The organism is Paenibacillus sp. NRS-1781 (genome assembly GCF_050467745.1).
GTDB classification, from domain to species: Bacteria; Bacillota; Bacilli; order Paenibacillales; family Paenibacillaceae; genus Paenibacillus; species Paenibacillus terrae_A.
The window spans coordinates 18,929-42,048 of the sequence record NZ_JBITPI010000005.1 but is presented as its reverse complement, the minus strand read 5'-3'; the positions used below and the strand labels follow the sequence as shown (position 1 = coordinate 42,048).

Genomic DNA, 23,120 nt, shown 5'->3' with positions numbered 1-23,120 from the left:
TTTTCCTATACCTTTTGGCATATTACGTGCCTTTACTATTTACCTAATGGTATAATGGAACTAATCTTTTATTCTGTTGCAGAAGGGAGCCGTCATGGTGGAACAACCAGCATTTGGAACATACTTAAAGCACCAGCGTGAGCACAAGCAATGGAGCATTAACCAATTGGCAGAAGCGGCTGGCATCAGTAATTCACAAATTTCCCGCATTGAAAACGGGCTGAGGGGAGTACCCAAGCCCTCTACTCTACGCAAAATAGCGGACGCGCTCGGCGTATCGTATACCGAGATGATGAAGAACGCCGGATATTGGGGAGACGATGATTCAGCAGAGCAGCATTCACACGACTCCTATCGTTCCAGCGTACCGGAATGGGCTACTTCCCAGGACCGCCGGGATTTTAAAAAAATGCTGGAGGAAGACGGCGAATTGATGTTCGACGGCATTCCACTGGATAAAGAAGATCGTCAACGGATCAAGGATGTGCTGACAGGCCTGTTCTGGGAAGCCAAACAGATGAACAAGCATAAACCCAAATCGCCCCCAGCGGGCAGTGATCAGGAATAGCAGGTGAGCGCATGAACCAACTCATTCACAAACTCGTCCGAAAATACCGCACGAACTCCCCCTTCGATATTGCGGAAGCTCTGGGTATCCATATCCGTTACTGTGATCTGGGCCCCACAACCAAAGGACTGTATTACCGCAAGCTGCGCAGAAGATTCATCGTCATCCACAACGGGCTTACACCGGAATGGAAACGATTCATCTGTGCGCATGAATTGGGGCATGACCGACTTCATAAAGGCGTCAGCCGCTTTTTTATGGAGGAGCATTCCTACTTTTTTCCCGGCAAATTTGAGATGCAAGCCAATCGGTTCGCTGTGCTATTGCTCAGTGTAGGACAACCACCACTTACTGACGAAACGCAGGAGCACTATTTATCCCGGATTGGTCTGCCCAAGGAGACTGCCCTTTTTTTTAATCCTACAACGGAACATTAGTTCTCACATATAATTGCTTGTTTATTACTTCCTCTTCAATATAGGTAATTTCATGATGGCTTTAACAACCGATATACAAAAAATTTTCAGTGCTCTTATATAAAATAGAAGTTATTTTTACAATCTTCTGATAAAATGTGGACGTAAGCGGTTTCTCTAATTCATTCATTTTACAGGAGGTTGAAAGAACAACATGAACTCATGGAAAAAAATCTCGTCCATCTTGACGACCGCCGCGCTTCTGCTCGGATGTCTCGGTACAGCAGCAGCGGACCCGGCAGCTAGTACGGGAACAGCGGGAGCTGCAACTCCTCCCGGCAACGGGAAACACATCACCATCCTACATACGAACGATACTCATTCCCACGTGGTGTCTAACGACAAGGAAATGGGCTTCGCCAAGCTGGCAGGCATCATTGACCAGTACCGGGCTTCCAATCCCAATACGCTGCTGCTGGATGACGGAGATACGGTTCATGGAACGACCTTCGCTACTTTGGTCAACGGCGAGAGCATTGTAAAAGTGGTTAACAAGCTGGGCTATGATGCGATGGTACCAGGCAACCATGAGTTTAATTACGGCTGGAAGCATCTTGTCGAGCTGAGTAAGGAAATTCAATTCCCGGTACTCAGCGCCAATATTAAGCAAACGGATGGAACACGTTTGTTCCATCCTTATGTGATTAAAGAAGTCAATGGCGTTAAAATCGGCATTATCGGCCTGACCACACCCGAAACGGCATACAAAACCAATCCTAAAAATGTCGAGGGTATTCAATTCACTGATCCCGCGGCTGAAGCCAAAGCGGCTGTAGATGAAATCCGCAGTAAAGTGGACGTTGTTGTGGTCCTCGGTCATCTGGGACAAGATGCATCCAGCAAAGACACCAGCCTTAAGGTTGTCAAGGAAGTGCCCGGCATTGATATTTTCATTGATGGACACAGCCATACCGTACTGGAAAAAGGCTTGGTTGGTGACAATGGTACACTGATCGCAAGCGCGGGCGAATATACGAAGTATCTGGGCGTTGTAGATTTATGGGTCGACGGCGGTAAGGTTACGCAAAAACAAGCCAAGCTGATTGATTCGACGCAAGCAGTCGATGTTCAGCCCAATGCTGAAATCGCTACATTGATCGCCTCTATTCAGAAGGAACAGGAACCGATCCTCAAAGAGGTTGTAGTGCAAACAAGTGTGAACCTGGAAGGAGCGCGTGAAAAGGTACGTGCAGGTGAAACCAATCTCGGCGACCTGCTCACCGATGCCATGCGTGACATTTCGGGGGCAGATGTGGCCCTGACCAACGGCGGCGGCATTCGGGCGTCCATCAAGACGGGAACGGTAACCAAGGGAGACATCATCACTGTGCTGCCCTTCGGCAACCAAATTGTTACCTTGAAAGTGAAAGGCTCCGACATTCAGGCAGCACTTGAAAATGGTACAGCCGCCTATCCAGAGCCAAGCGGCGGGTTTCCACAAGTATCGGGTATCTCATTTAAAATAGATACATCGGCAGTCAAAGGAAGTCGTGTCCACTCCATCCTGATTGGCGGAAAAACGCTTGATCCTGATGCCACGTATACACTGGCAACGAATGACTTTACGGCTGTAGGCGGAGATCAGTATACAATGTTCGCCAAATATCCGCAGGCAGGTATGTTCGGATCGCTTGATGAGGCGCTGATTCGCTACATGCAAAAGGTTGGCTCCGCCAGCCTGCAAGTACAAGCAGACGGCCGCATTCAAGAAGCCAAAGCAGACGGCAAGACTTCCGTTCCTGCCGCGCAGCCTGTACCAGCTGCCTCAACCGCAACACCGGCACCCGTGCAGGAAGAACCGCAAGTGGTCTCTACCCCGTCTGCGAAACCTGCACCAGCCAAAGCTCAAACAGCGAAGCCACAGCAGACACCGGCTTCTGCACAAGCTACAAAAAGCCATGTGTATATTGTAAAGTCCGGGGATACACTGTATGACATTTCCCGCCAATATGGGTTCACCTGGCAACAGCTTCAAAAGCTGAACAAGCTGAAAAATCCTCACCGCATTTATCCGGGACAAAAGCTTGACCTCCCGGCCTAATTCAATAAGCTTGCAAAGGCAGCGTCCAGAATCCCAGTGGTTTCGGACGCTGCTGTATGTCAGGAGGTTATTTTTATGCGATAGTCCAAACTCATTTGGACATCGCATATTTTTTTTCAAAAGCCAGCCTTTTAGACGCTGACAAGTTGTGAACCGAGAGGTATGATGGAGAAGAGCCATTCGGGCAGAAAACATCCATTCCGTTCTCTAACGGGATCAGTTATATGTGTGGAAGGAGCACAAAAATGCAATATATTATTTATGATCTTGAGTTTACCGTTAGCCGTAACGCCAGATATTCCTCCGAGATCATTGATATCGGTGCCGTCAAAGTCATGAAGGGAGACGATGGCTTGTACGTTGCGGACACGTTTCACAGCTTTGTCAGACCCTCAAATCGGCCTGTGCTGTCTACAGATACCGTGCAGTTCACCGGTATTACTCAACGAGACATTGATGCGGCCCCGCTTTTCCCTGAAGCTGTGAAGCCATTTATCGCATGGCTTGGAACGGAGGACTCCCCTTATTACTTATGTGCTTGGGGGCCAGATGACCGTCAGAAGCTGGTATCTCATTGCCGCACCCATCATGTGGACCTCCATTGGATTCATAATACGAACGATATACAAAAACAAATCTCCCGTCTGTCCGGCTCCAATGGCAAATACCGTCAACTAAGCCTGTCTCAGGCGTTGGAGCTGTGCAACATTGACTTTGATGGTCAACAGCACCGTGCGCTGGACGATGCACTGAATACCGCTCAGGTTTTCATGCATCATTTTGATCGTATCACATTATCCAATAACGCTTCTGACGATGAGGAAAGCCGGGGTTCGAAGCTTGTATACTCCACACCGGAAGAAGAACAGGAGCAGTACAGTCCATTTGGCAATCTCGCCAACCTGTTTAAGGACCGTTAGGAGGATAGCACCCCGGCCCGTTCCGGGGGATCTATCACCCCTTGTCATTCTTGGTTCCCTGCCTTTTTATCGGAATAAAATGCCCCCCAGGTTCGCAGCATTTCCTGCATTCGCTTGCGGTATCGCAAAGGCTCCAAAATTTCTGCCTCCGCTCCATATTGAGTGAGCCAGTCCAGAAATTCACCATCATGATTCACCGTTACCTCAAACAATAGACTTCCATCCGGCAAATCCTTGAGAAAAGGCTTGATGAACAGCTCCTCTTCTTTGACCCGATATACAGATCCAGCAGAAAATTTTACCACAAAACGGATATTCTGGTTTCCTTTGGTAACTGACCAGGTTCCCTTAAAAAACATTTCCATTTCATAAGTATTCTTCTGAAACGTATACGGCAAAATCCTCATATTTCGAAAGCGACTGATCCGAAAGGTTCTCATGGCGGCTTGCTTGTGACAAAAACCAAGCATATAAAAACGCCGATCCTGTGGAACCAGACAGTAAGGATCAATCTGAACTAATGATACATCTTCATTTTGAGGCGAACTGTATTCCGCTTCAATTGTCTGCTGCGTAAGACTTGCCAAAACAATCAGCCTGAGCAGATAAGGCTGGTTTTCCCGCTCAAGTGTCGAGCCGAGCCGGACGATATTTTTCATTTCCTGCGCGAAGCTTGTCTGGTCCATCTTTTTTTTCTGACTAGAGGCCATCACTTTCTCATAAGCACTTTCAAAAGCTGGTGGTAAAAGAGGCTTTATAGTTTCCATGACATCCCCCAGCCTGGCAAAAGCTTGTGCCTCTTCTTCCGTCCAATTGAGCGGATACAAGGCGAAGTTACTAATAAATATGTATCCTTTGCCATGTCCCATATTGGCTATCGGAATATGCATAGCGCTCAGAGCCTCCATATCTCGGTAAATGGTGCGTTCTGATGTTTCACAACGTTCGGCAAGCTCTCTTGCCAATATCCCCGGATTTGCCTGAACAATAGTAATAATCCGCATTAACCGTATCAACCGATCAGTCAAGGAAGTCTCTCCTTTACAAAAAGATAGTAAATTAGACTCACTATAATACATAAATAAACTAGCATAATTGCCTACTTTAAAATATTAATTTCGGTAAAGCGAACATCCTCTACAGATATTTCATTATTAACATGGACTTTAGAACTATACGATTCGAATAATCCAAAAGTCCCATTCCATTTATTGCGTACGGCAAAGAGTAATTCAGCTTCCTCCAGATACTCCATGTCTCCTGTTCTCGCCGCCCGTATAAGCAGTTCATCTGCTTGTCTGGTAAGCGCAAACGCCCCTCGCTCCTGTTCCCCCTTCTCGTATATACGCAATGCTTTCTTCACAATTGGAGCCGTCTCATTCAGCTTTATGTATTTTTCCACCTTCGGGTTGATTGGAATGCTCAGCAGACCAAGATGATGCGTGTAATGGATATAGAGCTGATCCGTTCGAATCAGTGTCCTTTTTTCCTGAGTGGGCTTACACCAGCTCCACTCCATCAATCCAATGATATGCCTTCCGGAAGAGTGAACTGGTATAGAAAAGGACAAAATTGCCTGCTTATACTTCCCCCTCCGCATATCACCACAGTGAACAAGCATACACTCTCCGTCTTCCAAGCGATTGAAGCTGAGCCTGGCCCCATCCACTTTTAATAGATTTACCCCACTCTCTGGGATGAACCGGAGTTGCAGGTCACATCCAACTGTTTTCGGCATTAAAGTACCTTTTCTTTTACGTATAGCCCCATAGCCCCATTCTATCAGCAGATTTACTTGCTCGGACCTATTCGCAGATATAGACTCTTTGTCCCATGTGTACGTTACGTTAATCATTGGCTTCACCACTGGTAAATTCCCCCTAAAAGAACATGTAACTCTAAATTAACAGTGTTATCTGACACTATATTGTCAGGGAACGTATGTTCGTTAGCGAAAATTATACATGGTAATCTATAGGAAAGGGGAAGTACATCAACAAATAACATTTTAACCCATTGAAATTGCATGATTACGTAAAAAAAAGCCCGGCGTAAGCCGGGCTGCATTATAGTCTCGTTTCATAGTATAAAGTTAAGAAATCATAGTTTCTGTCAAAGAAACATTCGCTTTTGTGCAGATATCGGAAACAGGCGCAAAAGTTATACTGTCCACCACCAGTTCCTTCGACAAAGGCTTTCCGTTTACCGTTATTTTTAACGTTCTATAGGTCTGTTCTTTTTCGTTCATCGTTCATTTCTCCTTCTACATTCTTGCTTAATATATTTATACTCATTTCTGTTCCTCATCAAATAGGGTTGGCTCTTGTACATGCTTGCGAGAAAATTACCGGAATGTAGCTGCTTCCTTGATATACCCGTTTTGAGGTACACTTAAACTAAAATATCGACTTTTTTGTAAATATTTCTCCCGGATTTGTCATCCTGTTATTCTAAACTTTGAACCCTAATCATTACACTATGCGTAACCATAAGATATGGGTAATTATGCTTATCATTTAACATCTTGGTGCAACAGAAGGAGGAAGATCTCTTGGTACGACAAATTTCTCGCTTTGCTTTCTGCCGCCGTGTCGTCTGCGCTGCTGTAGCGCTTCTGTTTATTTTTGGCGGAACCGGAGTTCCGGGAGCACATGCCGCCTACTGGGATGATGTATACCAGGGCTTTGAGCAATTTTCCCGACTGCCTGGCGATGTATATCAGCTCAAGGAAAGCTATAAGCAAACGCAGGAAGAGCTGCAAAAGGCCCGTAGCAGCGTTGAGGCTTATCAGGAGCAAAACGCTCAACTATTACAGCAAAACGCCAAGCTAACCGACACCGTCACCGAACTGAAAAATCTTCAGGTTCAGCGCGATCAGGCTTCACACCGTAACAAGATGCTGATCCTCACAGCTGTCATTTTGCTGGCTGGTTATTTTATCGGTATTCGCCTGTTGCGTTACGGGATGCGTCGACGTTCGGGAAGATACTAGCCCCCTGAAAGGATGAAAGGCCAGAATGGACATACAAGCAGGACAACACCATGATGAAAGCGTCGGTTCTGTCGTAACACTTGATCTGGCGGAGGGCGAAAAGCTGCATGTTCTTCACCCGCAGCAGATCATCGCGTACCGCGGACCCAGCTCAGGCCGTAGTGACAAACTGATGAATATTAAAGGCATGTACCGCAAGCACAAGCTGATTCAGGCCGATTTTACAGGAGCTTGCCGCCTCATTGCCGCACTTCCTCCCGGCTTCAGTCTGAAAATGATTGAGCTGGATGGGGGCGACGATCTGCTATACGATTTTCGCAACCTGTTCTGGTACAGCTCCGGTATCCAGATGCGCACCAAGCTGCTGAGCATGAAAAACATGTTGTTCAGTCGGGATGTTATTAAAATGAAATTCGATGGCATCGGCCAGATCGGTCTATTGACTCAGGGACGGGTATGCCAGGAACAGCTTCATCCAACAGAGCCGATGTATGTCGATGCAAGCAGCGTCATTGCCTATCCCGAGAACGCCCAGCTGGAGCTGACAGTGTATGGCAACCATTTGGCCAGCCAGCATATGAATTATCATTTTAAAATGACCGGACACGGTACTGTGCTTTTTCATGCGGGTGAGCATCATCGACGGCTCCAGCAGGATATGAACGACGATGGCGTGATCAAACGCTTTTTAAGGGAAGTCATTCCATTTGGCGGAGTGTTTATCAAATAGCTCTGCCATGCTATAATGAAGGCGTCTGTCCTCTGTCAGACACCTAATGAAGAAAGTCCATGCTCCATGCATGGGAGAGGTTCGCGAACTCCCTCTATAAAAAACTAACGATGCTTTGTCCTCCGCATGAAAAAATAATCGCGGGGTCAGGCCTGTTTTTTGTTGAAGCTGGTTCAAGAACTCTCCTTCTTCCAAGTGACAAGACGCTGTGTCTTACACCATTCCAAGAAGATCGAGAGGTTTTTTTATGTTTGCCAACGAAAAAGCGGTCGTCGTATTTAGCGGCGGCCAAGACAGCACCACCTGTTTATTCTGGGCGAAAAAACATTTTGCCGAAGTAGAAACGGTGACGTTCGATTACGGTCAACGCCACAAGCAGGAAATCGAAGTAGCGGCCGGGATTGCCCACGAGCTGGGTGTTCCGCAATCGGTACTGGATATGAGCCTGCTCAATCAATTAGCCCCCAATGCCCTCACACGCACCGACATTGACATTACTCAGCAGGAAGGCGAGCTGCCCAGCACCTTTGTAGACGGTCGCAACCTGCTATTCCTCAGCTTCGCAGCCGTGCTCGCCAAACAAAAAGGAGCCCGTCACATGATCACAGGCGTCTGCGAGACGGATTTTAGCGGCTACCCCGATTGCCGGGATTCTTTTATCAAATCGCTGAACGTTACTTTACATCTTTCCATGGACTATCCCTTTGTCATTCATACCCCGCTCATGTGGTTGAATAAGGCCGAAACCTGGCAAATGGCCGATGAGCTGGAAGCCTTTGAATTTGTGAGAACCCGTACACTAACATGCTATAACGGCGTTATTGGCGATGGCTGTGGCGAATGCCCTGCCTGTAAACTGCGCCGCGCCGGGCTGGAACAGTATCTGGCTATACGCGGAGCTTCGTCGCTAGGAGTTGAAGGCCATGCGTGAGCCGGGCCCCTTTCGTATCGTCGACAAGCTCCAGCAGTTTGGGACGGACATTGAACGCTCCCAGCTGCGTTATCATCGCAAACGTGTACTGGTCAGCAAGCAATTTACGTTCGATGCAGCACACCATTTGCACTGCTACGAAGGCAAATGCAAAAATCTGCACGGACATACTTATATCGTCGTTTTCGGCATTAGCGGCATACCGGACGAAACCGGTCTGACCCTTGATTTTGGTGATATCAAAACGATCTGGAAGGAGCAGATTGAGCCTTATCTGGATCACCGCTATCTGAATGAGACGCTGCCCCCGATGAATACAACGGCGGAAAATATGGTCGTCTGGATCTTCGAACAAATGGAGTCTGCCCTAACCTCGGAAGCATACCACCATCGTGTGGAAGGCGGGCGCACTGAATTTGTACGGCTGTTCGAGACACCTACCAGCTATGCCGAATTCCGACGGGAGTGGATGCTGGATGAGTAATACTACGGCGACTCACCAAACAGCCGCACCTTCCCGGGGCCCAAAAACAGCCCCGATCCCTGTATTGGAGGTGTTTGGTCCTACCGTTCAGGGCGAAGGCATGGTCATTGGGCGCAAAACGATGTTTGTTCGTACCGCAGGCTGCGATTACCACTGCTCATGGTGCGATTCCGCCTTTACCTGGGACGGCAGCGCCAAGGATCAGATCCGTCGTCTCAGCGCCACAGACATTTGGCAGGAGCTTCAGGCCATCGGTGGCACACGGTTTTCACATGTGACCCTATCCGGGGGCAACCCGGCCCTGTTGCCGCAGCTTGGAGAGCTAATCACGCTGCTGCGCAGCCAAGGCATTGCCACCGCTGTCGAAACACAAGGCTCCCGCTGGCAGGAATGGCTGTATGATATCGACGAGGTAACCCTGTCGCCCAAGCCGCCCAGCTCTGGTATGACGACCAACTGGGACGTGCTGGATGACATCGTAGCCCGCCTGTCGAATCGGAAGATTACTGATTGGAAGGCGGCTGGAGAGCCCTCGTCAGTGTCCAGCTTCTCTACCGCAACGCGCACGAAGGAAGCCGCTAATGAATCAGTGAGCTGCTACCACGGAGCATGCAGCTTGAAGGTCGTCATATTCGATGACATTGATCTCGCATATGCACGCACCGTTCACGAGCGCTATCCACATATACCGCTGTTCCTCCAGACTGGCAACCCAGATGTGAACACAGAGAACACCGGACAGATTGCGGAATCCCTATTGCATCGTTATGAATGGCTTATTGACCGTGTCATGGACGATTCACGTCTGAATGACGTACGGGTACTCCCGCAGCTCCACACCCTCGTATGGGGCAACAAACGCGGCGTATAAGCACTGATAAGTAATATATTCCATATGAGCTGTATGTGATACAAAAGTTACACCCAATTCGTTGGATTATACCTTCGACATCCAAAGTTATAAAAAAGAGAAAGCCTCGTCTCTAAAGGCGGGCTTTCTCAAAGTGGCGCTCCTTTAATAAAGGAGCGAGCTTTATTCACTTCTGCCCAACCTCATGTAAACGAGTAGGGACTTTATGGTGTTGACAGTGGTCGGCAGCGGAGCGGAGGATTTGAAGCTGGAGAAGCGTTAGCGTTCGCCTTTGAAATGGGATTCTAACCTATATATCTTTCACATGATCAGAAAGAATCCCATTTCAACAGCGATCGGAAGCTCAAATCCTTCGCGGAGCGTCACCTAACCGAACCTCCATAACTCCCTATCCTTTTCACTAAAATAACTAAACTTAAGGAGCCTCACCACTATGACCGGAAGAACACCCGAAGAAATGACCGACGTTACCCTGCTTGGCAATCAAGGCACCCAATACACCTTTGCCTATGATCCCGCCATTCTGGAAAGCTTTGATAATAAGCATCCGTACCGTGACTATTTTGTAAAGTTTAATTGCCCGGAGTTCACCAGCCTGTGTCCAATTACAGGACAGCCGGATTTTGCCACCCTCTACATCAGCTACATTCCCGATATCAAAATGGTCGAAAGTAAGTCCCTCAAGCTGTACCTTTTCAGCTTCCGCAACCACGGCGATTTCCATGAGGACTGCGTCAACATCATCATGAACGACTTAATCAAGCTGATGGACCCGCGTTATATCGAAGTGTGGGGCAAGTTTACGCCGCGCGGTGGCATCTCCATTGATCCATATACAAACCACGGCAAACCAGGAACGAAGTATGAGGAAATGGCACAACAACGCCTATTCAACCATGATATGTACCCGGAGACGGTAGATAACCGTTAACATTTTACGAAATTTCACTACCAATGATTTGCTATTGTAAAGATATTTAAAACCTAATATCCACATCATTAAACAGTAAAGTGCACCCTTAGAATTGACATGGGAATAACCCTTCCGTTATCCGATGAATTCTAAAGGTGCACTTTAATTGTTGTATTCCGAGTTTGTTACTTTGTTACTTTGTAACTTTTAACTGAATACTGTCAGCTTTATAGACAACCTTCACTTTGTACTTGCTTGGCAATCCTGTGGTTTCAATGGATGTAAATGCTCCATTTCGTTTACCATAAGTCATGATCGTGGCACCGTTAGCTGGTACATATTTGTTTGAAAAATTCAGACGCAATTTCCCATTAGGTATTGCAGTGCCTTTAATTTTGAGCAAATCATTTTTACTCTGAAGGTTGAGCTCAAGCGTGCCCTTGGCAGATTGTTTGTAATTGCCGCCGATGATCAGCTTGCCAGCAACATTTTCAGTGAGGGTACCCCCGTTGTTCGTAACATCCCCATTTCCGAATGCCGTCTCCGAATTCCCCTCAAGTCTGCCTTGGTCGAGCTGTGTACCGCCGGAATACGTATTGTTGCCCAGCAGCTTCAATGTACCTGTTCCCTTTTTGGTCAGCTTTCCAACGCCGGAGATATTGTTGCGCCAGCGATCCAAAGCATTGAAACCGCCTTTGGAAGCGTCCATGGTCACGGTAACGTTATTGGCAAAAGCCCCATAACCATCTGCGGCGGAAAAGAGATCCAGTCGTCCCCATCCCTCAGCATCATCCAGTACAGGATAGCCGGAAGGTAGACCTGTAGTAGCCAAAACCCAACGGCGTTGTGTGCTGTCCAGGTAAGGCAGACGTGTTTCCAGCAGCACCTCAGCTCCCTTAGGCACCGTCATTGCAGTCGTGGTTGGATTCATTGGACTAAATCCGTAGGTCAATCGTTCAGTATAGCTTTTTTTATTGGCAGAATAATTGCTAAACCGATCCGAGGCTGTACCCGTTTGCGTTAACAATGTACTGTGAGCATCCTGATAAGCTGCTTTCTTTAAACTGCTATTGGCCGGATCAGACAGGATGGCAGCCGCCGTCGCAGTTGCCATGACACGCCCTCCCATAACATCAAATGGCGAATGCATACCGGCAACAATACGGTTGTTGCCCAGCTCCGAAGCTCGTGTCAGCAGCTCCTGGTAACGCTCTGGTACGGCATAGGCCATCGCAATAGCGCTAAGATACGCGGCATTGGTATGACCGCTAGGAAAGCCGCCATCCTTGCTCGGATCAGAATTTTGCGCGGGCAGCAGGGTTGGAACCACGACTGAATTATCGCTCCAGCGAAATGGACGAGGATAGCTAAAATAAGCCTTGGCCGAGCTTGTCGAAGAGTAATCACCACGCAAGGTATTGACTAAATTCACGATATTACCTAAAGTGGAGCTCGTACTGCCTGCATTGGTTCCAGCATCTTCATATTTTTTAGTCAAGGCATCTGCCGGAATGTCATTGATTGTTGTAGTTGCCCCTGCATTCTTTCGATATATATCGGTAAGCGAACCCAGACCGTCGATCACACTGTAGCTCTGATTTCTGCGATCATCCAAATAAGCCGCATCTGCCTCACTGGAAGTACGGCGAGCAGCAATATCAATAACTTTTTGAATATTGGCGTCCAGTACGCTGCTGTTCAGCTTGGTACCTGTATCCCAGGTGGTGCCGGGAGTCCAAAGCTTATTAAATCCGGAAAGCAACCCGAGTGTCGGATTTGAACTTTCCGTCTTATTACTAGAATTATTATTTTTGTAATGATCTACGAAATATCCCCAAGACGGCTCTGGCGCAGTTACCGTTGTGGGTAGGGTTGCCGCACTCGCATAACTTCCACCCAGGGAACCTATAAGTAAGGGTACAGACAATAAAGCAACTGATAATGGTTTCCTTAACAATTTCATTCTCAAATCATATCCTCTCTTGTGCTCTTCATGCGTTCTCTACAAAGCTATCACCTATACAACAAGTTGTATGATATAAAGAATCATATCTTTAGTTTGTTAAATGAGGAGCATGGTTTTGTTAATTTATTTTTGCTTATGTACATGATCATCCACTCCAGAAAACTTCCTCCCTTTGAAAAGAAGCGGCTATACTGATATCTTTATCAGTATGAAACTTTTATGAGGGGTGTTTTGGATTGACACAATTAGGAAGGAATGATCTCTGTCATTGCGGCAGTGGTAAAAAGTATAAGAAATGCTGTTTAGACCAGGATCAACAAGCGCAGCGGGAACAGCACAGCTCCTTTGCAAATCAGGAATCAGGAAACAGCACTCAGTGGCAGGAAAGAATTGAACACACAGAATCACCACAAAAATTCAGAAAGCTTATAGGCAAACTGAACTGGCCAACAGAAGCACAATATCAACTGGCTGACGAGCTTTTTATGGCCCTTTATGCGGAAAATAACTTAAAATCCCAAATCGTACGTGGATGCCTTATGGAGACATTACTGCTCTGGAATAACTTCTGTAACTTAAACAGCCCATCTTTCCGTAAACCTGGAGGTTATAAAGCTGCTCTTGAGTATTTTTTTCTAACTGAATTTGGCATGCTGGTTACTCAAGCTGATCTCGCAACCAAGCATGGAGTCTCCGTATCCAGTCTGTCTAATAATTTGCGAAAATTGGAGGATTTTTTTGAAGAATATGGGACGGAAAATGATAATCTGGCAGCTCTGACCTCGTCTAACAAAGTTGAAGAGATGACCACTTATTCCGAACTCGAACATGAAAAAATGCTGAGAAAAATTCAGAAATTAATGGAATCCCAGGATCATGAAGGCCTTGAGGATGCTCAGAATTTTCTGGCTTTGCAATTAAACAACTCTGAATTATTGAGAAACGATTCTCCAATAAGCTTGGAGGAAAAGGCCTACGAACTGATAATCAGGGCTGAATCAGAAACTTCCCTTGCCAAGAAAAAGAAACTCGTCAGCCAAGCGCAAGAGCTTGATCCTAACAATGTAGATGCTTTGCTTATACTTTCAAAACTAGCAACAGATATTTCAGAAGCCATTAAGCTGGCCAATTCTGCTATGACATATGCCCGAGATGAACTGGGTGAGGACTTTTTTGTGCAAAACAAAGAATATTTCTGGGGGATGGTCGAGACTCGCCCCTACATGCGCTCGAAGGAGTTGTATGCCAAACTGGTGTATACATCAGGCAGAATTAGTGCCGCGTGTGAACAATATGAGCAATTACTAGAATTAAATCCCAATGATAATCAGGGGATTCGGTATAGCCTGCTTCTTTGTTATTTGGAATTAGAACGCTTCGATCAAGCAGAACAGCTACTGCAATCCTATGCAAATGAAGGGTCAACGGAATTTAAATACGGTAAACTGGCTCTGGAGTACCTTCAAAATGGAGAAACTGCGAATCTGACTTTTTTGTATAAGCTGGCTCGTAAACAAAATCGCCATGTCCCGGCCTATCTGCTTGGGAAAAAAACTTTGCCTTCAACACAACCCCAGTACATGACACCCGGCGATATAAATGATGCCGTTCAGTATGTGGATTCTCATGAAAATCTTTGGGCTCGATTATATGGATTGGTCGAATGGATGAAAAAGCAAGCCTAGGCAACATATGAAAAGGATCTGCTCTCTAGGCTAAATAGAGGGTAGGTTCTTTACCATTTTGAAGCTATCGGTTTCAATCTGCCTATATGCAGACCACCTTTAGCTAAATCATGCAATTGCGAGTATGCAGCAGGATGGGAAAGAACCACCGAGTAAAAGCGGCCTTTATGCCCCTTTCAGCCATTTGCTGCAAACGGATCGCTTCCTATATCTTAAAATATACATACATAATCGGAGGTTGCCATGACTACTAAATCTGCTACAAAAAAAGAAGCGGGCCAATCGCTCCCCCTGCCGGGACCTCAAGCGAAGGGCACCGTTTTTGCGATTCTGATTGCCATCAGCTTCGTCCATCTGTTCAATGACTCGATTCAATCGGTCATTCCTGCGATCTTTCCGATCTTAAAAGAATCCATGAGCCTGAGCTACACGCAGATCGGCTGGATTTCATTCACCATCAATTTTACAGCTTCGATCATGCAGCCAGTCATTGGCTTGTTTTCGGATAAGAGACCTACGCCCGCGATCCTTCCGATCGGCATGGGCTTTACGCTGACAGGCATGCTGCTGCTCGCCTATGCTGCCGATTATAAAGCAGTGCTCATCGCGGTCATCTTCGTGGGTCTGGGCTCGGCTGCCTTTCACCCGGAAGGCTCGCGTGTATCCCATATGGCGGCCGGGCCACGTCGGGGGCTGGCTCAGTCCATTTTCCAGGTTGGCGGCAATGCGGGCCAATCGCTGGCACCCATGCTTACGAGCTGGATCTTTATCCCATTGGGGCAATTTGGCGCCATCTGGTTCACAGGTATTGCTGCGGCCGGGATTGTGGTTCAGTCGTTCATCGCCCGCTGGTATGGTAACGTCCTGCGTACAGAAGGCTATGCACGTAAAAAAGCGGCGGCACGCCAGATGAAGCCCGAAGTACGCAACCGTATTATGTTTGCGATGGTTGTTCTCATTCTGCTGGTATTTGTCCGTTCGTGGTATTCGACCTCGGTCGGAAGCTACTATTCGTTTTACCTGATGGAAGTGTTTAAAATGCCACTGGCTGATGCACAATTGTACATTTTCCTGTTTTTAGGAGCTGGAGCGCTTGGCACCTTCTTTGGCGGTCCACTGGCGGACCGTTTTGGTAAACGCAATATGATTTTCCTGTCCATGGTATTGGCTGCGCCTCTCGCGCTATTGTTGCCTTACGCCAACCAATTCTGGACGGCTATCCTGTTGCCGATTATCGGATTTATCATGCTGTCGAGCTTTTCGATTACGGTCGTATATGCTCAAATGCTCGTACCCGGCAAAATCGGAACCGTCTCCGGTCTGATCACGGGCCTCGCTTTTGGCCTTGGTGGGGTAGGTGCGCTTGTGCTCGGCAACTGGATCGACAAAGTAGGCATCACGAACATCATGTTCCTGTGTGGCTTTTTGCCGTTGCTAGGCATTTTAACGTTCCTGCTTCCTACAGATAAAACCCTGAACCGCTGGGCGGAAGAAAACGGAGCCGACGTGTAACAGGCAAGCGTGTGGCGGCCATCCCGGCCGCTTCACACCTTTGTAATTGCCTAACCTGATTCCCCTAGTAAGCCAAGAAACATCCCCTCTTGTATCCCGAATCATCCAGTCAGCTCTCTTCTTCCACCAAACGCATCAAAATACGGCGCTTTCTGTATAGTATTTTACCCGCCTCAGCTATCGTGATTACGGCTGCCGGAAGACCCGTTGGATTTTTCATTTTGTACGATGGAGATGAGTTAGCGGATTATACGAATACTACCGAAGCTCTGCTGCTGCATGCCTTCTCTATCCATTACACAGATCAGGGACAAGGGTACGCCAAAAAAGGGCTGCTTCTACTGCCACATTTTATCTCCAGGCATTTCCCGAATATTCGTGAAGTCGTGCTGGGTGTCAACGCCCGTAATCTGCCTGCTCAAAGTCTGTATCTCCAATGCGGCTTTAAGGATGAGAGCGACACCAAGATGGGATCGCACGGCTTGCAGCATATTTTAAAAATGAGCCTGCATAGCTAACTCCCTTGCGTCCTTTCTAACAAAAAAGCTCCCAGCAGCACCGGGAGCTTAAATCATTTTAGTTCTCCTAATGAAAAGCTTAGCTTGTAATTGCCGTACTGCGTCAGTTCATCAAGCATGGTATTCAGCTCTTCCTGTGAGGACATGCGCAAGCGCATCCAGTAACAGCCCTCCCCACTAACCCGATGAATCTCAATAATAGAGGGATGCTTCCGTGCGAATGCCTGAAAAGCACTATGAACGGTTCCCGAATTCAAAAACACCGTAATAAAGGCATGAATGGTCTGCCCCATTTTTTCAGGATTCCAGCGTAGAGTATAGCCTTCGATGATGCCCGCATCCTGCATTTTTCGAACACGCGCTCCTACCGCTTGGCCCGTAAGATGTACAAGCAGACCGATTTCCTTGTGTGATAAAGAGCTGTCCTCAACCAGATGATGAAGAATGCGCAGATCAGTGTCATCGGGTACGAATAGTTCCATAGCCATATTTCCTTTCATGATGAAACGAGAATTCTTGTTTTCCTTTCAGCAGGCCGTAGCCTGTAGCTTCTTGCATCAGATATGATTGTAACAGAAACAAACAACTGCCGAACATATTCGGCTACAAATTAATCTGTCCAACTAAAAGGAGATTCCAAATATGAAAATCACACTGATCCGCAATGCAACCCTATGGTTAGAATATGGTGGAGTAAAATTCCTGATCGACCCGATGCTGAGCGAGCCTGGCGTAAATCCGCCTATCCCGAATACGGAGAACGACCGTCGCAATCCGTTGGTTCCCTTGCCGCCACAATGGGAAACGCTCGGACAGCCTGACGTTGTTATCGTTACGCATTTGCACCCGGATCACTGGGACCCGGCAGCAGCGCAATGGCTGGACAAACAGCTCCCTGTCCTCTGCCAGCCCGGAAATGAAGATCAGATCGCCGCTGACGGTTTTACGCAGGTGACTCCGATTTGGGTGGTTGGTTCTGTGGGAGAAATTGAGATCATCCGCACAACCGGGCATCATGGTACTGGTGAAATCGGCGAACAGATGGGCCCCGTATCGGGCTTTGTATTCCAGGCTCCGGGCGAGCCTGTTGTCTATTTGGCAGGGGACACAATCTGGTGCAGTGAAGTGGCAGAAGCTCTCGACAAGTACCATCCGGAGTGGACGATTGTGAATGCCGGAGGAGCGCGGTTCACAGTGGGTGATCCAATTACGATGACTGCGCAGGATGTGACGACGGTTGCGCAATACGCCCCATATACACAAGTAGTGGCTGTCCACATGGAGGCGATCAATCATTGTCTGCTCACCCGAACAGAGCTATCCGAACATATACGCAACGAAGGACTGAGTGAGCGTGTGCATATTCCGGTAGATGGAGAAAGCTTGTCTGATAAATAAGAACCGCTAGCCTCAAAAACGAACCCATAAAGAACCTCCAGCATCCACATTTCAAGTGGGACTGGGGGTTCTTGGTGTACAAGCATGAAATATGAAGCTTAGGCTGATCTTTTGTTTTTGTTGTAAATATCGAAGGCAACCGCCAGCAGCAGCACCAAACCCTTGATACCTTGCTGCCAGTCAATACCCAAACCAATCAGGGACATGCCGTTATTCAGTACGCCCATGACCAGACCACCGATAATCGCTCCAAAAACGGTTCCGATCCCACCGGATGCGGAAGCCCCGCCGATAAAGCAAGCCGCGATGGCATCCAGCTCAAAGTTCGTGCCTGCTCTCGGAGTAGCCGCGTTCAGACGTGCAGCGAAGATTAGACCGGAAATGGCGGCCAGCACGCCCATGTTCACGAATACCCAGAACGTTACTTTTTTCGTTTTGACACCGGACAGACCCGCTGCCTTTTCATTTCCACCCAATGCATACACATGGCGGCCCATAATCGTGCGGTTCATGACGAAGGAGTATACAACGATCAGAATAAACAGCAATACGAGAATGTTCGGAATCCCCGCATAACTCGCCAGCATAAAGGTGAACAGATTGATGACAGCAGCGACCACAATCAGCTTGAGTACAAATAGAGTCTGTGACGGAACCTCAAAACCGTATTTAAGCTGGGAACGGCGTTCGCGAAGCTCATTGACGATAAACCAAACTGTGAGCGCAATGCCCACAATGATGGATACCAGGTTATAACCTGAGGATGCAAAGTCCGGCAGGAAGCCTGAACTGATTTTCTGAAAGCCACCCGGAAAAGGAGAGATGGATTGACCTTTCAGCACGATCATCGTCAAGCCGCGAAAGAGCAGCATTCCCGCCAACGTAACGATAAACGCCGGAATCCGCACATAGGCGACCCAGAACCCTTGCCATGCGCCGATTAGCGCTCCGACTACCAAAGATGCAATCACGGCGATCCACGCCGGAAGCTGCCAATCCACCATCATGATGGCGGCAACCGCACCGACAAAAGCGGCTATCGAGCCGACAGACAAATCAATATGCCCCGTGATGATGACCAGCACCATCCCGATAGCGAGCACGAGAATGTAGCTGTTTTGCAGAATCAGATTTGTAATATTAATCGGCTTCAGCAGCAGACCGCCCGTCAGTACCTCGAACAAGATCATAATGACGACCAGCGCAATCATCATGCCATATTGGCGGATGTTATTTTTAAATAATTTAGTTATGGTTTCCATGCTTCACGCCTCCCGACTTGGTCATATATCTCATCAATGTTTCCTGCGACGCGTCCTCACGGCTAACCTCTCCGGTAATCCGCCCGGCGTTCATGACGTACATCCGGTCACACAAGCCCAGTACCTCTGGCAGCTCGGACGAAATAACCAGCACACCCTTGCCTTCGGCGGCAAGTCGATGAATAATCGTATAAATTTCATATTTGGCGCCCACATCAATGCCGCGCGTCGGCTCATCCAGAATCAGAATATCCGGCTCGGCAAAAATCCATTTGCTCAGTACCACCTTCTGCTGATTGCCGCCGCTCAGATTGCCCGTTTTCTGTAAAATGCTCGGCGCTTTGATGTTCATGCTCTTCTTCATATCCTCGGCAACGATCACTTCCTCCTGCTCATTGACGACAACGCCTTTCGTCAGCTTGTTCAGGCCAGTCAGCGAAATATTGCGCTTGATATCGTCCATCAGAATAAGGCCAAACTCCTTGCGATCCTCCGTGACATAGGCAAAACCGTTGTTGATCGCGTCTGTTACCGTGTTGTTCTGGATCGGCTTGCCGTCCTTGATCAGTTGACCGGAAATATTGCGTCCATACGATTTGCCGAAAATGCTCATCGCCAGCTCCGTCCGTCCCGCTCCCATCAGTCCGGCAATGCCGACAATTTCACCTCGACGGATGTTCAAATTCACCTGATCCAGCACCTTGCGCTCCGCATGATGCTCGTGATACACCGTCCAGTCCTTCACTTCCAAAATGACTTTGCCAATCTCCGCATGGCGCTCCGGGTAACGACTGGTCAGATCACGTCCAACCATCCCGCTAATAATCCGGTCCTCCGTGACCTGATCCTTTTTCATATCCAGCGTCTCAATCGTCTTCCCGTCCCGCAAAATCGTGATCGAATCGGATACCTTGGCGACCTCATTCAGCTTGTGAGAGATGAGAATGCAGGAAATGCCCTGCCTTTTAAATTCCAGCATCAAATTTAGCAGGTTTTCGCTGTCGTCCTCATTCAACGCCGCTGTCGGTTCATCGAGAATGAGCAGCTTTACCTTTTTAGAGAGCGCTTTTGCAATTTCAACCAGCTGCTGCTTCCCGACCCCGATGTTCGTAACTAAGGTATTGGGATTTTCGCTCAGACCCACCTTGGACAGCAGCTCGCGGGTGCCGACAAAAGTCTCTTTCCAATCAATCACGCCGCCGCTGGCGCGTTCGTTGCCCAGATAAATATTTTCGGCAATCGAGAGATACGGGATCAACGCCAGCTCCTGATGGATAATGACGATCCCTAATTCCTCGCTCTGCTTGATGTCCTTGAACTCGCATGTTTTACCCTGGAAAACAATATCCCCTTCGTAGGTTCCATGCGGATACACACCACTCAGTACCTTCATCAGCGTCGATTTGCCCGCACCGTTCTCACCACACAGGGAATGGATCTCGCCTTCCTTGACCTTGAGGTTTACATTTTCCAACGCCTTCACGCCGGGAAAGGTCTTGGTCATTCCCTTCATTTCCAAAATGATTCCAGTCATGGGATACACTCCTTTCGGTTTGAATAGCCTGCTCTTATTTCAGTCCGATCTGCTCCTTGGTGTAATAATGACTCCCCACAATATCCTTCTCGACATTCGTCCGGTCCACCGAGATCGGGTCAAGCAAATAAGCAGGAACCACCTTTATTCCGTTGTTATATGATTTGGCATCATTCACTTCTGCTTGTTTGCCCTGTAAAATGCTGTTGGCCATCACAACCGTCTGCTCTGCCAGCTTGCGGGTATCCTTGAACACGGTTTGCGTCTGCTCCCCGGCCACAATCGACTTGATCGAAGCCAGCTCCGCATCCTGCCCCGTAATGATCGGCAGCGGCCTGTTCGCTGATCCGTAGCCAACCCCTTTGAGGGATGAAATAATACCGATGCTAATCCCATCATACGGGGATAACACCGCGTCCAGATTGGCTCCCGAATAGTAGGCACTCAGCAAATTATCCATCCGCGACTGAGCCAAGGCTCCGTCCCACCGCAGCGTAGCAATTTGCGACATCGTCATTTGCTTGCTGCGCACAACCAGTTTTCCCGAATCAATGTATGGCTTGAGGACGGACATCGCGCCGTTAAAGAAAAAATACGCGTTGTTGTCATCCGGTGAACCGCCGAACAGTTCTACATTGAAGGGGCCTTTGCCTTCCTGGAGTCCCAGCTTTTTCTCAATATACGCCGCCTGTAGCACGCCCACCTGAAAGTTGTCGAAGGTCGCATAATACGTCAGATACGGCGTGTTCCGAATCAGACGGTCATAGGAAATGACCTGAATTCCCCGGTCGTGCGCCTTCTGGATGACATCCGTCAGCGTGTTCCCATCCACGGAAGCAACCACCATGACATTCACGCCCTTGGTAATCATATTTTCGATTTGGGCGATCTGGTTTTCGACCACGTCCTCGGCGTACTGCAAATCTGTTTTATAGCCTTGCTCCTGAAACAGCCGGACCATATTCTCTCCGTCCCCTACCCAACGCTCGGACGATTTGGTCGGCATGGAAATGCCCACATAGCCTTTTTCCTTGCTGCCCGTTCCACTCTCCGCCAAATTACAGGCCGAAAGCATCAAGGCCAAAACCAGAAGCCAGACGACAACAGCTCCTTTTTTCATATGAAGCTCCCCTTTCCTCATGTGATGCGGGTCATTTAGTGCTGATTAGAGTAGATGTTAGATAGCGCTTACAATAGAGTGGCGATGAACGCCTCTCCTTTTTTTATGTGCAACCACATGGTATCATTCCAAGCCGGGAAAGGTCTTTGCTGGTTTTGAACTTTTTTTATAAAATTTTAACCTTTGTGTGGGGGAGTGATTTGAGGAGGAATACAGATTGTCGGGAGATCGCTCTTATATTTTGAAAACACAAAAAGACTTTAGCCTTATCACGATTGGCAAAGTCTCCATTTGTATACTCAAACTCTTTAATATCTGATCAATTTTGTAACCTACAACATTAATCATACAAAACCTCAATCATTTGCCTTGTCTTCGCTAGCTGCTCCACAGTAAAATCATGCTGAGCAGAAGCATATGCGCTAAAGACAATATCGAGCACAAATAATTGAGCAAATCTAGAGCTTGTTGCCGCACTACGAAGCTGTGCTTCTGGCGCACGTGATGTAAATAATGAAACATCGGCAAGCTGAGAGAGCTTGTTATTACCAGGACGAGTGAGGCTAATTGTTTTTATCCCCTGCTCCTTAGCTCGCTTTATTAATTGAATAACCTCTCTCGTCTCACCGCTGTACGAAATTCCCCAGAAGACGGCGTTCTCTGATTTCGTAGCCATAGCCGCTGCTAATAAATGACGATCTGAAATCGCATATACATTTTTACCAAGCCGAAGCCATTTTTGTGCTGCATCTTCTGCAATAATAAAAGAGGCACCTATCCCATAAGCATAAATAACTTCTGCCTGCTGTAACAGGCTCACTGCCTGCTCAATAGATTGCGCGTCCAGTTGACTGGCCGTATTCTGAAAGGTCAGTATTGTGTTCGACAACATTTTATCAATGATAGAATGCACCGTTTCATTCGATTCAACATCAAAGAAGCCAACATACTGCGTATTTTCTACTTCCGCTGATAAACGAATTTTCAGAGCAGGGAAACCATCTATTCCCAGCGATCTGCAAAAACGAACTACCGCCGCACTACTTGCCTCCGCTTTCGTCGCTAACTCATGTATGGTCATATGCAGCACTTCTTTAGCATTTGCAAGAATGTACTCAGCTACTTTTTTTTCGGATTCTGGCAGTTCATTTAATACTAGTTCAATTTGAGAAATCATATTTCCTACTACCAAGTCCTTA

23 protein-coding genes and 1 riboswitch are annotated in these 23,120 nt (G+C 47.7%); of the genes, 14 read left to right on the top strand and 9 right to left on the bottom strand.

The window, feature by feature from the left end:
• The first annotated feature begins 97 nt into the window (after positions 1 to 97).
• The 4 genes from ACIFO6_RS01235 to ACIFO6_RS01220 all read left to right on the top strand — a co-directional run bounded on the left by ACIFO6_RS01235 (position 98) and on the right by ACIFO6_RS01220 (position 4,005).
• Positions 98 to 568: a helix-turn-helix domain-containing protein gene (locus ACIFO6_RS01235; protein ID WP_430037400.1), complete on the top strand. Its 471-nt coding sequence runs from the start codon at positions 98 to 100 to the stop codon at positions 566 to 568.
• 11 nt (positions 569 to 579) lie between these two features.
• The gene (locus ACIFO6_RS01230; protein ID WP_430037181.1) at positions 580 to 1,005 is read left to right on the top strand and encodes an ImmA/IrrE family metallo-endopeptidase; all 426 of its coding nucleotides are present in this window, start codon (positions 580 to 582) and stop codon (positions 1,003 to 1,005) included.
• Between the two features lie 193 nt (positions 1,006 to 1,198).
• Positions 1,199 to 3,085 carry a 5'-nucleotidase C-terminal domain-containing protein gene (locus tag ACIFO6_RS01225; RefSeq protein WP_430037178.1) on the top strand — a complete coding sequence of 629 codons (1,887 nt, stop codon included), beginning with the start codon at positions 1,199 to 1,201 and terminating at the stop codon, positions 3,083 to 3,085.
• A 245-nt stretch (positions 3,086 to 3,330) separates the two neighbouring features.
• Entirely contained in the window at positions 3,331 to 4,005 is a 675-nt protein-coding gene (locus ACIFO6_RS01220) for an exonuclease domain-containing protein (protein ID WP_430037175.1), read from the top strand.
• Between the two features lie 44 nt (positions 4,006 to 4,049).
• Here the strand turns inward: ACIFO6_RS01220 and ACIFO6_RS01215 are convergent, their stop codons facing one another.
• The 3 genes from ACIFO6_RS01215 to ACIFO6_RS01205 all read right to left on the bottom strand — a co-directional run bounded on the left by ACIFO6_RS01215 (position 4,050) and on the right by ACIFO6_RS01205 (position 6,253).
• The gene (locus tag ACIFO6_RS01215) at positions 4,050 to 5,033 is read right to left on the bottom strand and encodes a helix-turn-helix transcriptional regulator (RefSeq protein ID WP_430037173.1); all 984 of its coding nucleotides are present in this window, start codon (positions 5,031 to 5,033) and stop codon (positions 4,050 to 4,052) included.
• 71 nt (positions 5,034 to 5,104) lie between these two features.
• A complete protein-coding gene (locus ACIFO6_RS01210; RefSeq protein WP_430037171.1) occupies positions 5,105 to 5,872 on the bottom strand; it encodes a hypothetical protein in 768 nt (255 codons plus the stop codon).
• A gap of 225 nt (positions 5,873 to 6,097) precedes the next feature.
• Positions 6,098 to 6,253 carry a hypothetical protein gene (locus ACIFO6_RS01205; protein ID WP_430037169.1) on the bottom strand — a complete coding sequence of 52 codons (156 nt, stop codon included), beginning with the start codon at positions 6,251 to 6,253 and terminating at the stop codon, positions 6,098 to 6,100.
• A 303-nt stretch (positions 6,254 to 6,556) separates the two neighbouring features.
• On the opposite strand from ACIFO6_RS01205, the gene ACIFO6_RS01200 reads away from it, so the two are divergent.
• From ACIFO6_RS01200 to queF, 6 genes are all read left to right on the top strand, one after another.
• Positions 6,557 to 6,997 (top strand): hypothetical protein, encoded by a 441-nt coding sequence (locus ACIFO6_RS01200; RefSeq protein WP_430037166.1) that lies wholly within the window; start codon positions 6,557 to 6,559, stop codon positions 6,995 to 6,997.
• Positions 6,998 to 7,022: 25 nt separating this feature from the next.
• A complete protein-coding gene (locus ACIFO6_RS01195) occupies positions 7,023 to 7,727 on the top strand; it encodes an AIM24 family protein (protein WP_430037164.1) in 705 nt (234 codons plus the stop codon).
• A gap of 70 nt (positions 7,728 to 7,797) precedes the next feature.
• Positions 7,798 to 7,841, top strand: a riboswitch (PreQ1 riboswitch).
• Positions 7,842 to 7,974: 133 nt separating this feature from the next.
• Positions 7,975 to 8,658, top strand: coding sequence for a 7-cyano-7-deazaguanine synthase QueC (gene queC / locus ACIFO6_RS01190; protein ID WP_430037398.1), 684 nt, complete (start codon positions 7,975 to 7,977; stop codon positions 8,656 to 8,658).
• Positions 8,651 to 9,142, top strand: a complete 492-nt coding sequence (gene queD, locus ACIFO6_RS01185; protein ID WP_430037163.1) for a 6-carboxytetrahydropterin synthase QueD — start codon at positions 8,651 to 8,653, stop codon at positions 9,140 to 9,142. Before queC ends, queD begins: the two co-directional genes overlap by 8 nt.
• Positions 9,135 to 10,013, top strand: coding sequence for a 7-carboxy-7-deazaguanine synthase QueE (queE, locus tag ACIFO6_RS01180; protein WP_430037161.1), 879 nt, complete (start codon positions 9,135 to 9,137; stop codon positions 10,011 to 10,013). Before queD ends, queE begins: the two co-directional genes overlap by 8 nt.
• 433 nt (positions 10,014 to 10,446) lie before the next feature.
• Positions 10,447 to 10,944 (top strand): preQ(1) synthase, encoded by a 498-nt coding sequence (gene queF / locus ACIFO6_RS01175; protein WP_430037159.1) that lies wholly within the window; start codon positions 10,447 to 10,449, stop codon positions 10,942 to 10,944.
• A 175-nt stretch (positions 10,945 to 11,119) separates the two neighbouring features.
• Here the strand turns inward: queF and ACIFO6_RS01170 are convergent, their stop codons facing one another.
• Positions 11,120 to 12,889 carry a phosphatase PAP2 family protein gene (locus tag ACIFO6_RS01170; RefSeq protein WP_430037157.1) on the bottom strand — a complete coding sequence of 590 codons (1,770 nt, stop codon included), beginning with the start codon at positions 12,887 to 12,889 and terminating at the stop codon, positions 11,120 to 11,122.
• A 239-nt stretch (positions 12,890 to 13,128) separates the two neighbouring features.
• On the opposite strand from ACIFO6_RS01170, the gene ACIFO6_RS01165 reads away from it, so the two are divergent.
• From ACIFO6_RS01165 to ACIFO6_RS01155, 3 genes are all read left to right on the top strand, one after another.
• On the top strand, positions 13,129 to 14,577 hold the full coding sequence (locus ACIFO6_RS01165) for an SEC-C metal-binding domain-containing protein (protein ID WP_430037154.1): 1,449 nt from the start codon (positions 13,129 to 13,131) through the stop codon (positions 14,575 to 14,577).
• A 243-nt stretch (positions 14,578 to 14,820) separates the two neighbouring features.
• The gene (locus tag ACIFO6_RS01160) at positions 14,821 to 16,089 is read left to right on the top strand and encodes an MFS transporter (RefSeq protein ID WP_430037152.1); all 1,269 of its coding nucleotides are present in this window, start codon (positions 14,821 to 14,823) and stop codon (positions 16,087 to 16,089) included.
• A 134-nt stretch (positions 16,090 to 16,223) separates the two neighbouring features.
• Positions 16,224 to 16,607: a GNAT family N-acetyltransferase gene (locus tag ACIFO6_RS01155; protein ID WP_430037395.1), complete on the top strand. Its 384-nt coding sequence runs from the start codon at positions 16,224 to 16,226 to the stop codon at positions 16,605 to 16,607.
• A gap of 53 nt (positions 16,608 to 16,660) precedes the next feature.
• On the opposite strand, the gene ACIFO6_RS01150 is transcribed toward ACIFO6_RS01155, so the two are convergent.
• A complete protein-coding gene (locus tag ACIFO6_RS01150; protein WP_430037149.1) occupies positions 16,661 to 17,089 on the bottom strand; it encodes an Lrp/AsnC family transcriptional regulator in 429 nt (142 codons plus the stop codon).
• 160 nt (positions 17,090 to 17,249) lie between these two features.
• Here ACIFO6_RS01150 and ACIFO6_RS01145 point away from each other — a divergent pair, with 160 nt between their 5' ends.
• Positions 17,250 to 18,005 (top strand): MBL fold metallo-hydrolase, encoded by a 756-nt coding sequence (locus ACIFO6_RS01145; protein ID WP_430037147.1) that lies wholly within the window; start codon positions 17,250 to 17,252, stop codon positions 18,003 to 18,005.
• 98 nt (positions 18,006 to 18,103) lie between these two features.
• On the opposite strand, the gene mmsB is transcribed toward ACIFO6_RS01145, so the two are convergent.
• The 4 genes from mmsB to ACIFO6_RS01125 all read right to left on the bottom strand — a co-directional run bounded on the left by mmsB (position 18,104) and on the right by ACIFO6_RS01125 (position 23,098).
• On the bottom strand, positions 18,104 to 19,267 hold the full coding sequence (gene mmsB / locus ACIFO6_RS01140; RefSeq protein WP_430037145.1) for a multiple monosaccharide ABC transporter permease: 1,164 nt from the start codon (positions 19,265 to 19,267) through the stop codon (positions 18,104 to 18,106).
• Positions 19,251 to 20,801, bottom strand: coding sequence for a multiple monosaccharide ABC transporter ATP-binding protein (gene mmsA / locus ACIFO6_RS01135; protein ID WP_430037143.1), 1,551 nt, complete (start codon positions 20,799 to 20,801; stop codon positions 19,251 to 19,253). Before mmsA ends, mmsB begins: the two co-directional genes overlap by 17 nt.
• A 34-nt stretch (positions 20,802 to 20,835) precedes the next feature.
• Complete coding sequence (gene chvE / locus ACIFO6_RS01130) at positions 20,836 to 21,921, bottom strand: multiple monosaccharide ABC transporter substrate-binding protein (RefSeq protein WP_430037140.1); 1,086 nt, start codon at positions 21,919 to 21,921, stop codon at positions 20,836 to 20,838.
• Positions 21,922 to 22,261: 340 nt separating this feature from the next.
• On the bottom strand, positions 22,262 to 23,098 hold the full coding sequence (locus ACIFO6_RS01125) for a MurR/RpiR family transcriptional regulator (RefSeq protein ID WP_430037393.1): 837 nt from the start codon (positions 23,096 to 23,098) through the stop codon (positions 22,262 to 22,264).
• Between the last annotated feature and the right edge of the window lie 22 nt (positions 23,099 to 23,120).

Excerpts from the sequence above, each read along its gene's own strand:
- queD (WP_430037163.1), top strand. The coding sequence starts at position 8,651 with ATGCGTGAGCCGGGCCCCTTTCGTATCGTCGACAAGCTCCAGCAGTTT.
- ACIFO6_RS01150 (WP_430037149.1), bottom strand. The coding sequence starts at position 17,089 with ATGGAACTATTCGTACCCGATGACACTGATCTGCGCATTCTTCATCAT.
- ACIFO6_RS01145 (WP_430037147.1), top strand. The coding sequence starts at position 17,250 with ATGAAAATCACACTGATCCGCAATGCAACCCTATGGTTAGAATATGGT.
- mmsA (WP_430037143.1), bottom strand. The coding sequence starts at position 20,801 with ATGACTGGAATCATTTTGGAAATGAAGGGAATGACCAAGACCTTTCCC.
- ACIFO6_RS01205 (WP_430037169.1), bottom strand. The coding sequence starts at position 6,253 with ATGAACGAAAAAGAACAGACCTATAGAACGTTAAAAATAACGGTAAAC.
- ACIFO6_RS01170 (WP_430037157.1), bottom strand. The coding sequence starts at position 12,889 with ATGAAATTGTTAAGGAAACCATTATCAGTTGCTTTATTGTCTGTACCC.
- ACIFO6_RS01125 (WP_430037393.1), bottom strand. The coding sequence starts at position 23,098 with ATGATTTCTCAAATTGAACTAGTATTAAATGAACTGCCAGAATCCGAA.
- queE (WP_430037161.1), top strand. The coding sequence starts at position 9,135 with ATGAGTAATACTACGGCGACTCACCAAACAGCCGCACCTTCCCGGGGC.
- ACIFO6_RS01195 (WP_430037164.1), top strand. The coding sequence starts at position 7,023 with ATGGACATACAAGCAGGACAACACCATGATGAAAGCGTCGGTTCTGTC.
- chvE (WP_430037140.1), bottom strand. The coding sequence starts at position 21,921 with ATGAAAAAAGGAGCTGTTGTCGTCTGGCTTCTGGTTTTGGCCTTGATG.
- ACIFO6_RS01225 (WP_430037178.1), top strand. The coding sequence starts at position 1,199 with ATGAACTCATGGAAAAAAATCTCGTCCATCTTGACGACCGCCGCGCTT.
- ACIFO6_RS01220 (WP_430037175.1), top strand. The coding sequence starts at position 3,331 with ATGCAATATATTATTTATGATCTTGAGTTTACCGTTAGCCGTAACGCC.
- ACIFO6_RS01160 (WP_430037152.1), top strand. The coding sequence starts at position 14,821 with ATGACTACTAAATCTGCTACAAAAAAAGAAGCGGGCCAATCGCTCCCC.
- queC (WP_430037398.1), top strand. The coding sequence starts at position 7,975 with ATGTTTGCCAACGAAAAAGCGGTCGTCGTATTTAGCGGCGGCCAAGAC.
- queF (WP_430037159.1), top strand. The coding sequence starts at position 10,447 with ATGACCGGAAGAACACCCGAAGAAATGACCGACGTTACCCTGCTTGGC.
- ACIFO6_RS01230 (WP_430037181.1), top strand. The coding sequence starts at position 580 with ATGAACCAACTCATTCACAAACTCGTCCGAAAATACCGCACGAACTCC.
- mmsB (WP_430037145.1), bottom strand. The coding sequence starts at position 19,267 with ATGGAAACCATAACTAAATTATTTAAAAATAACATCCGCCAATATGGC.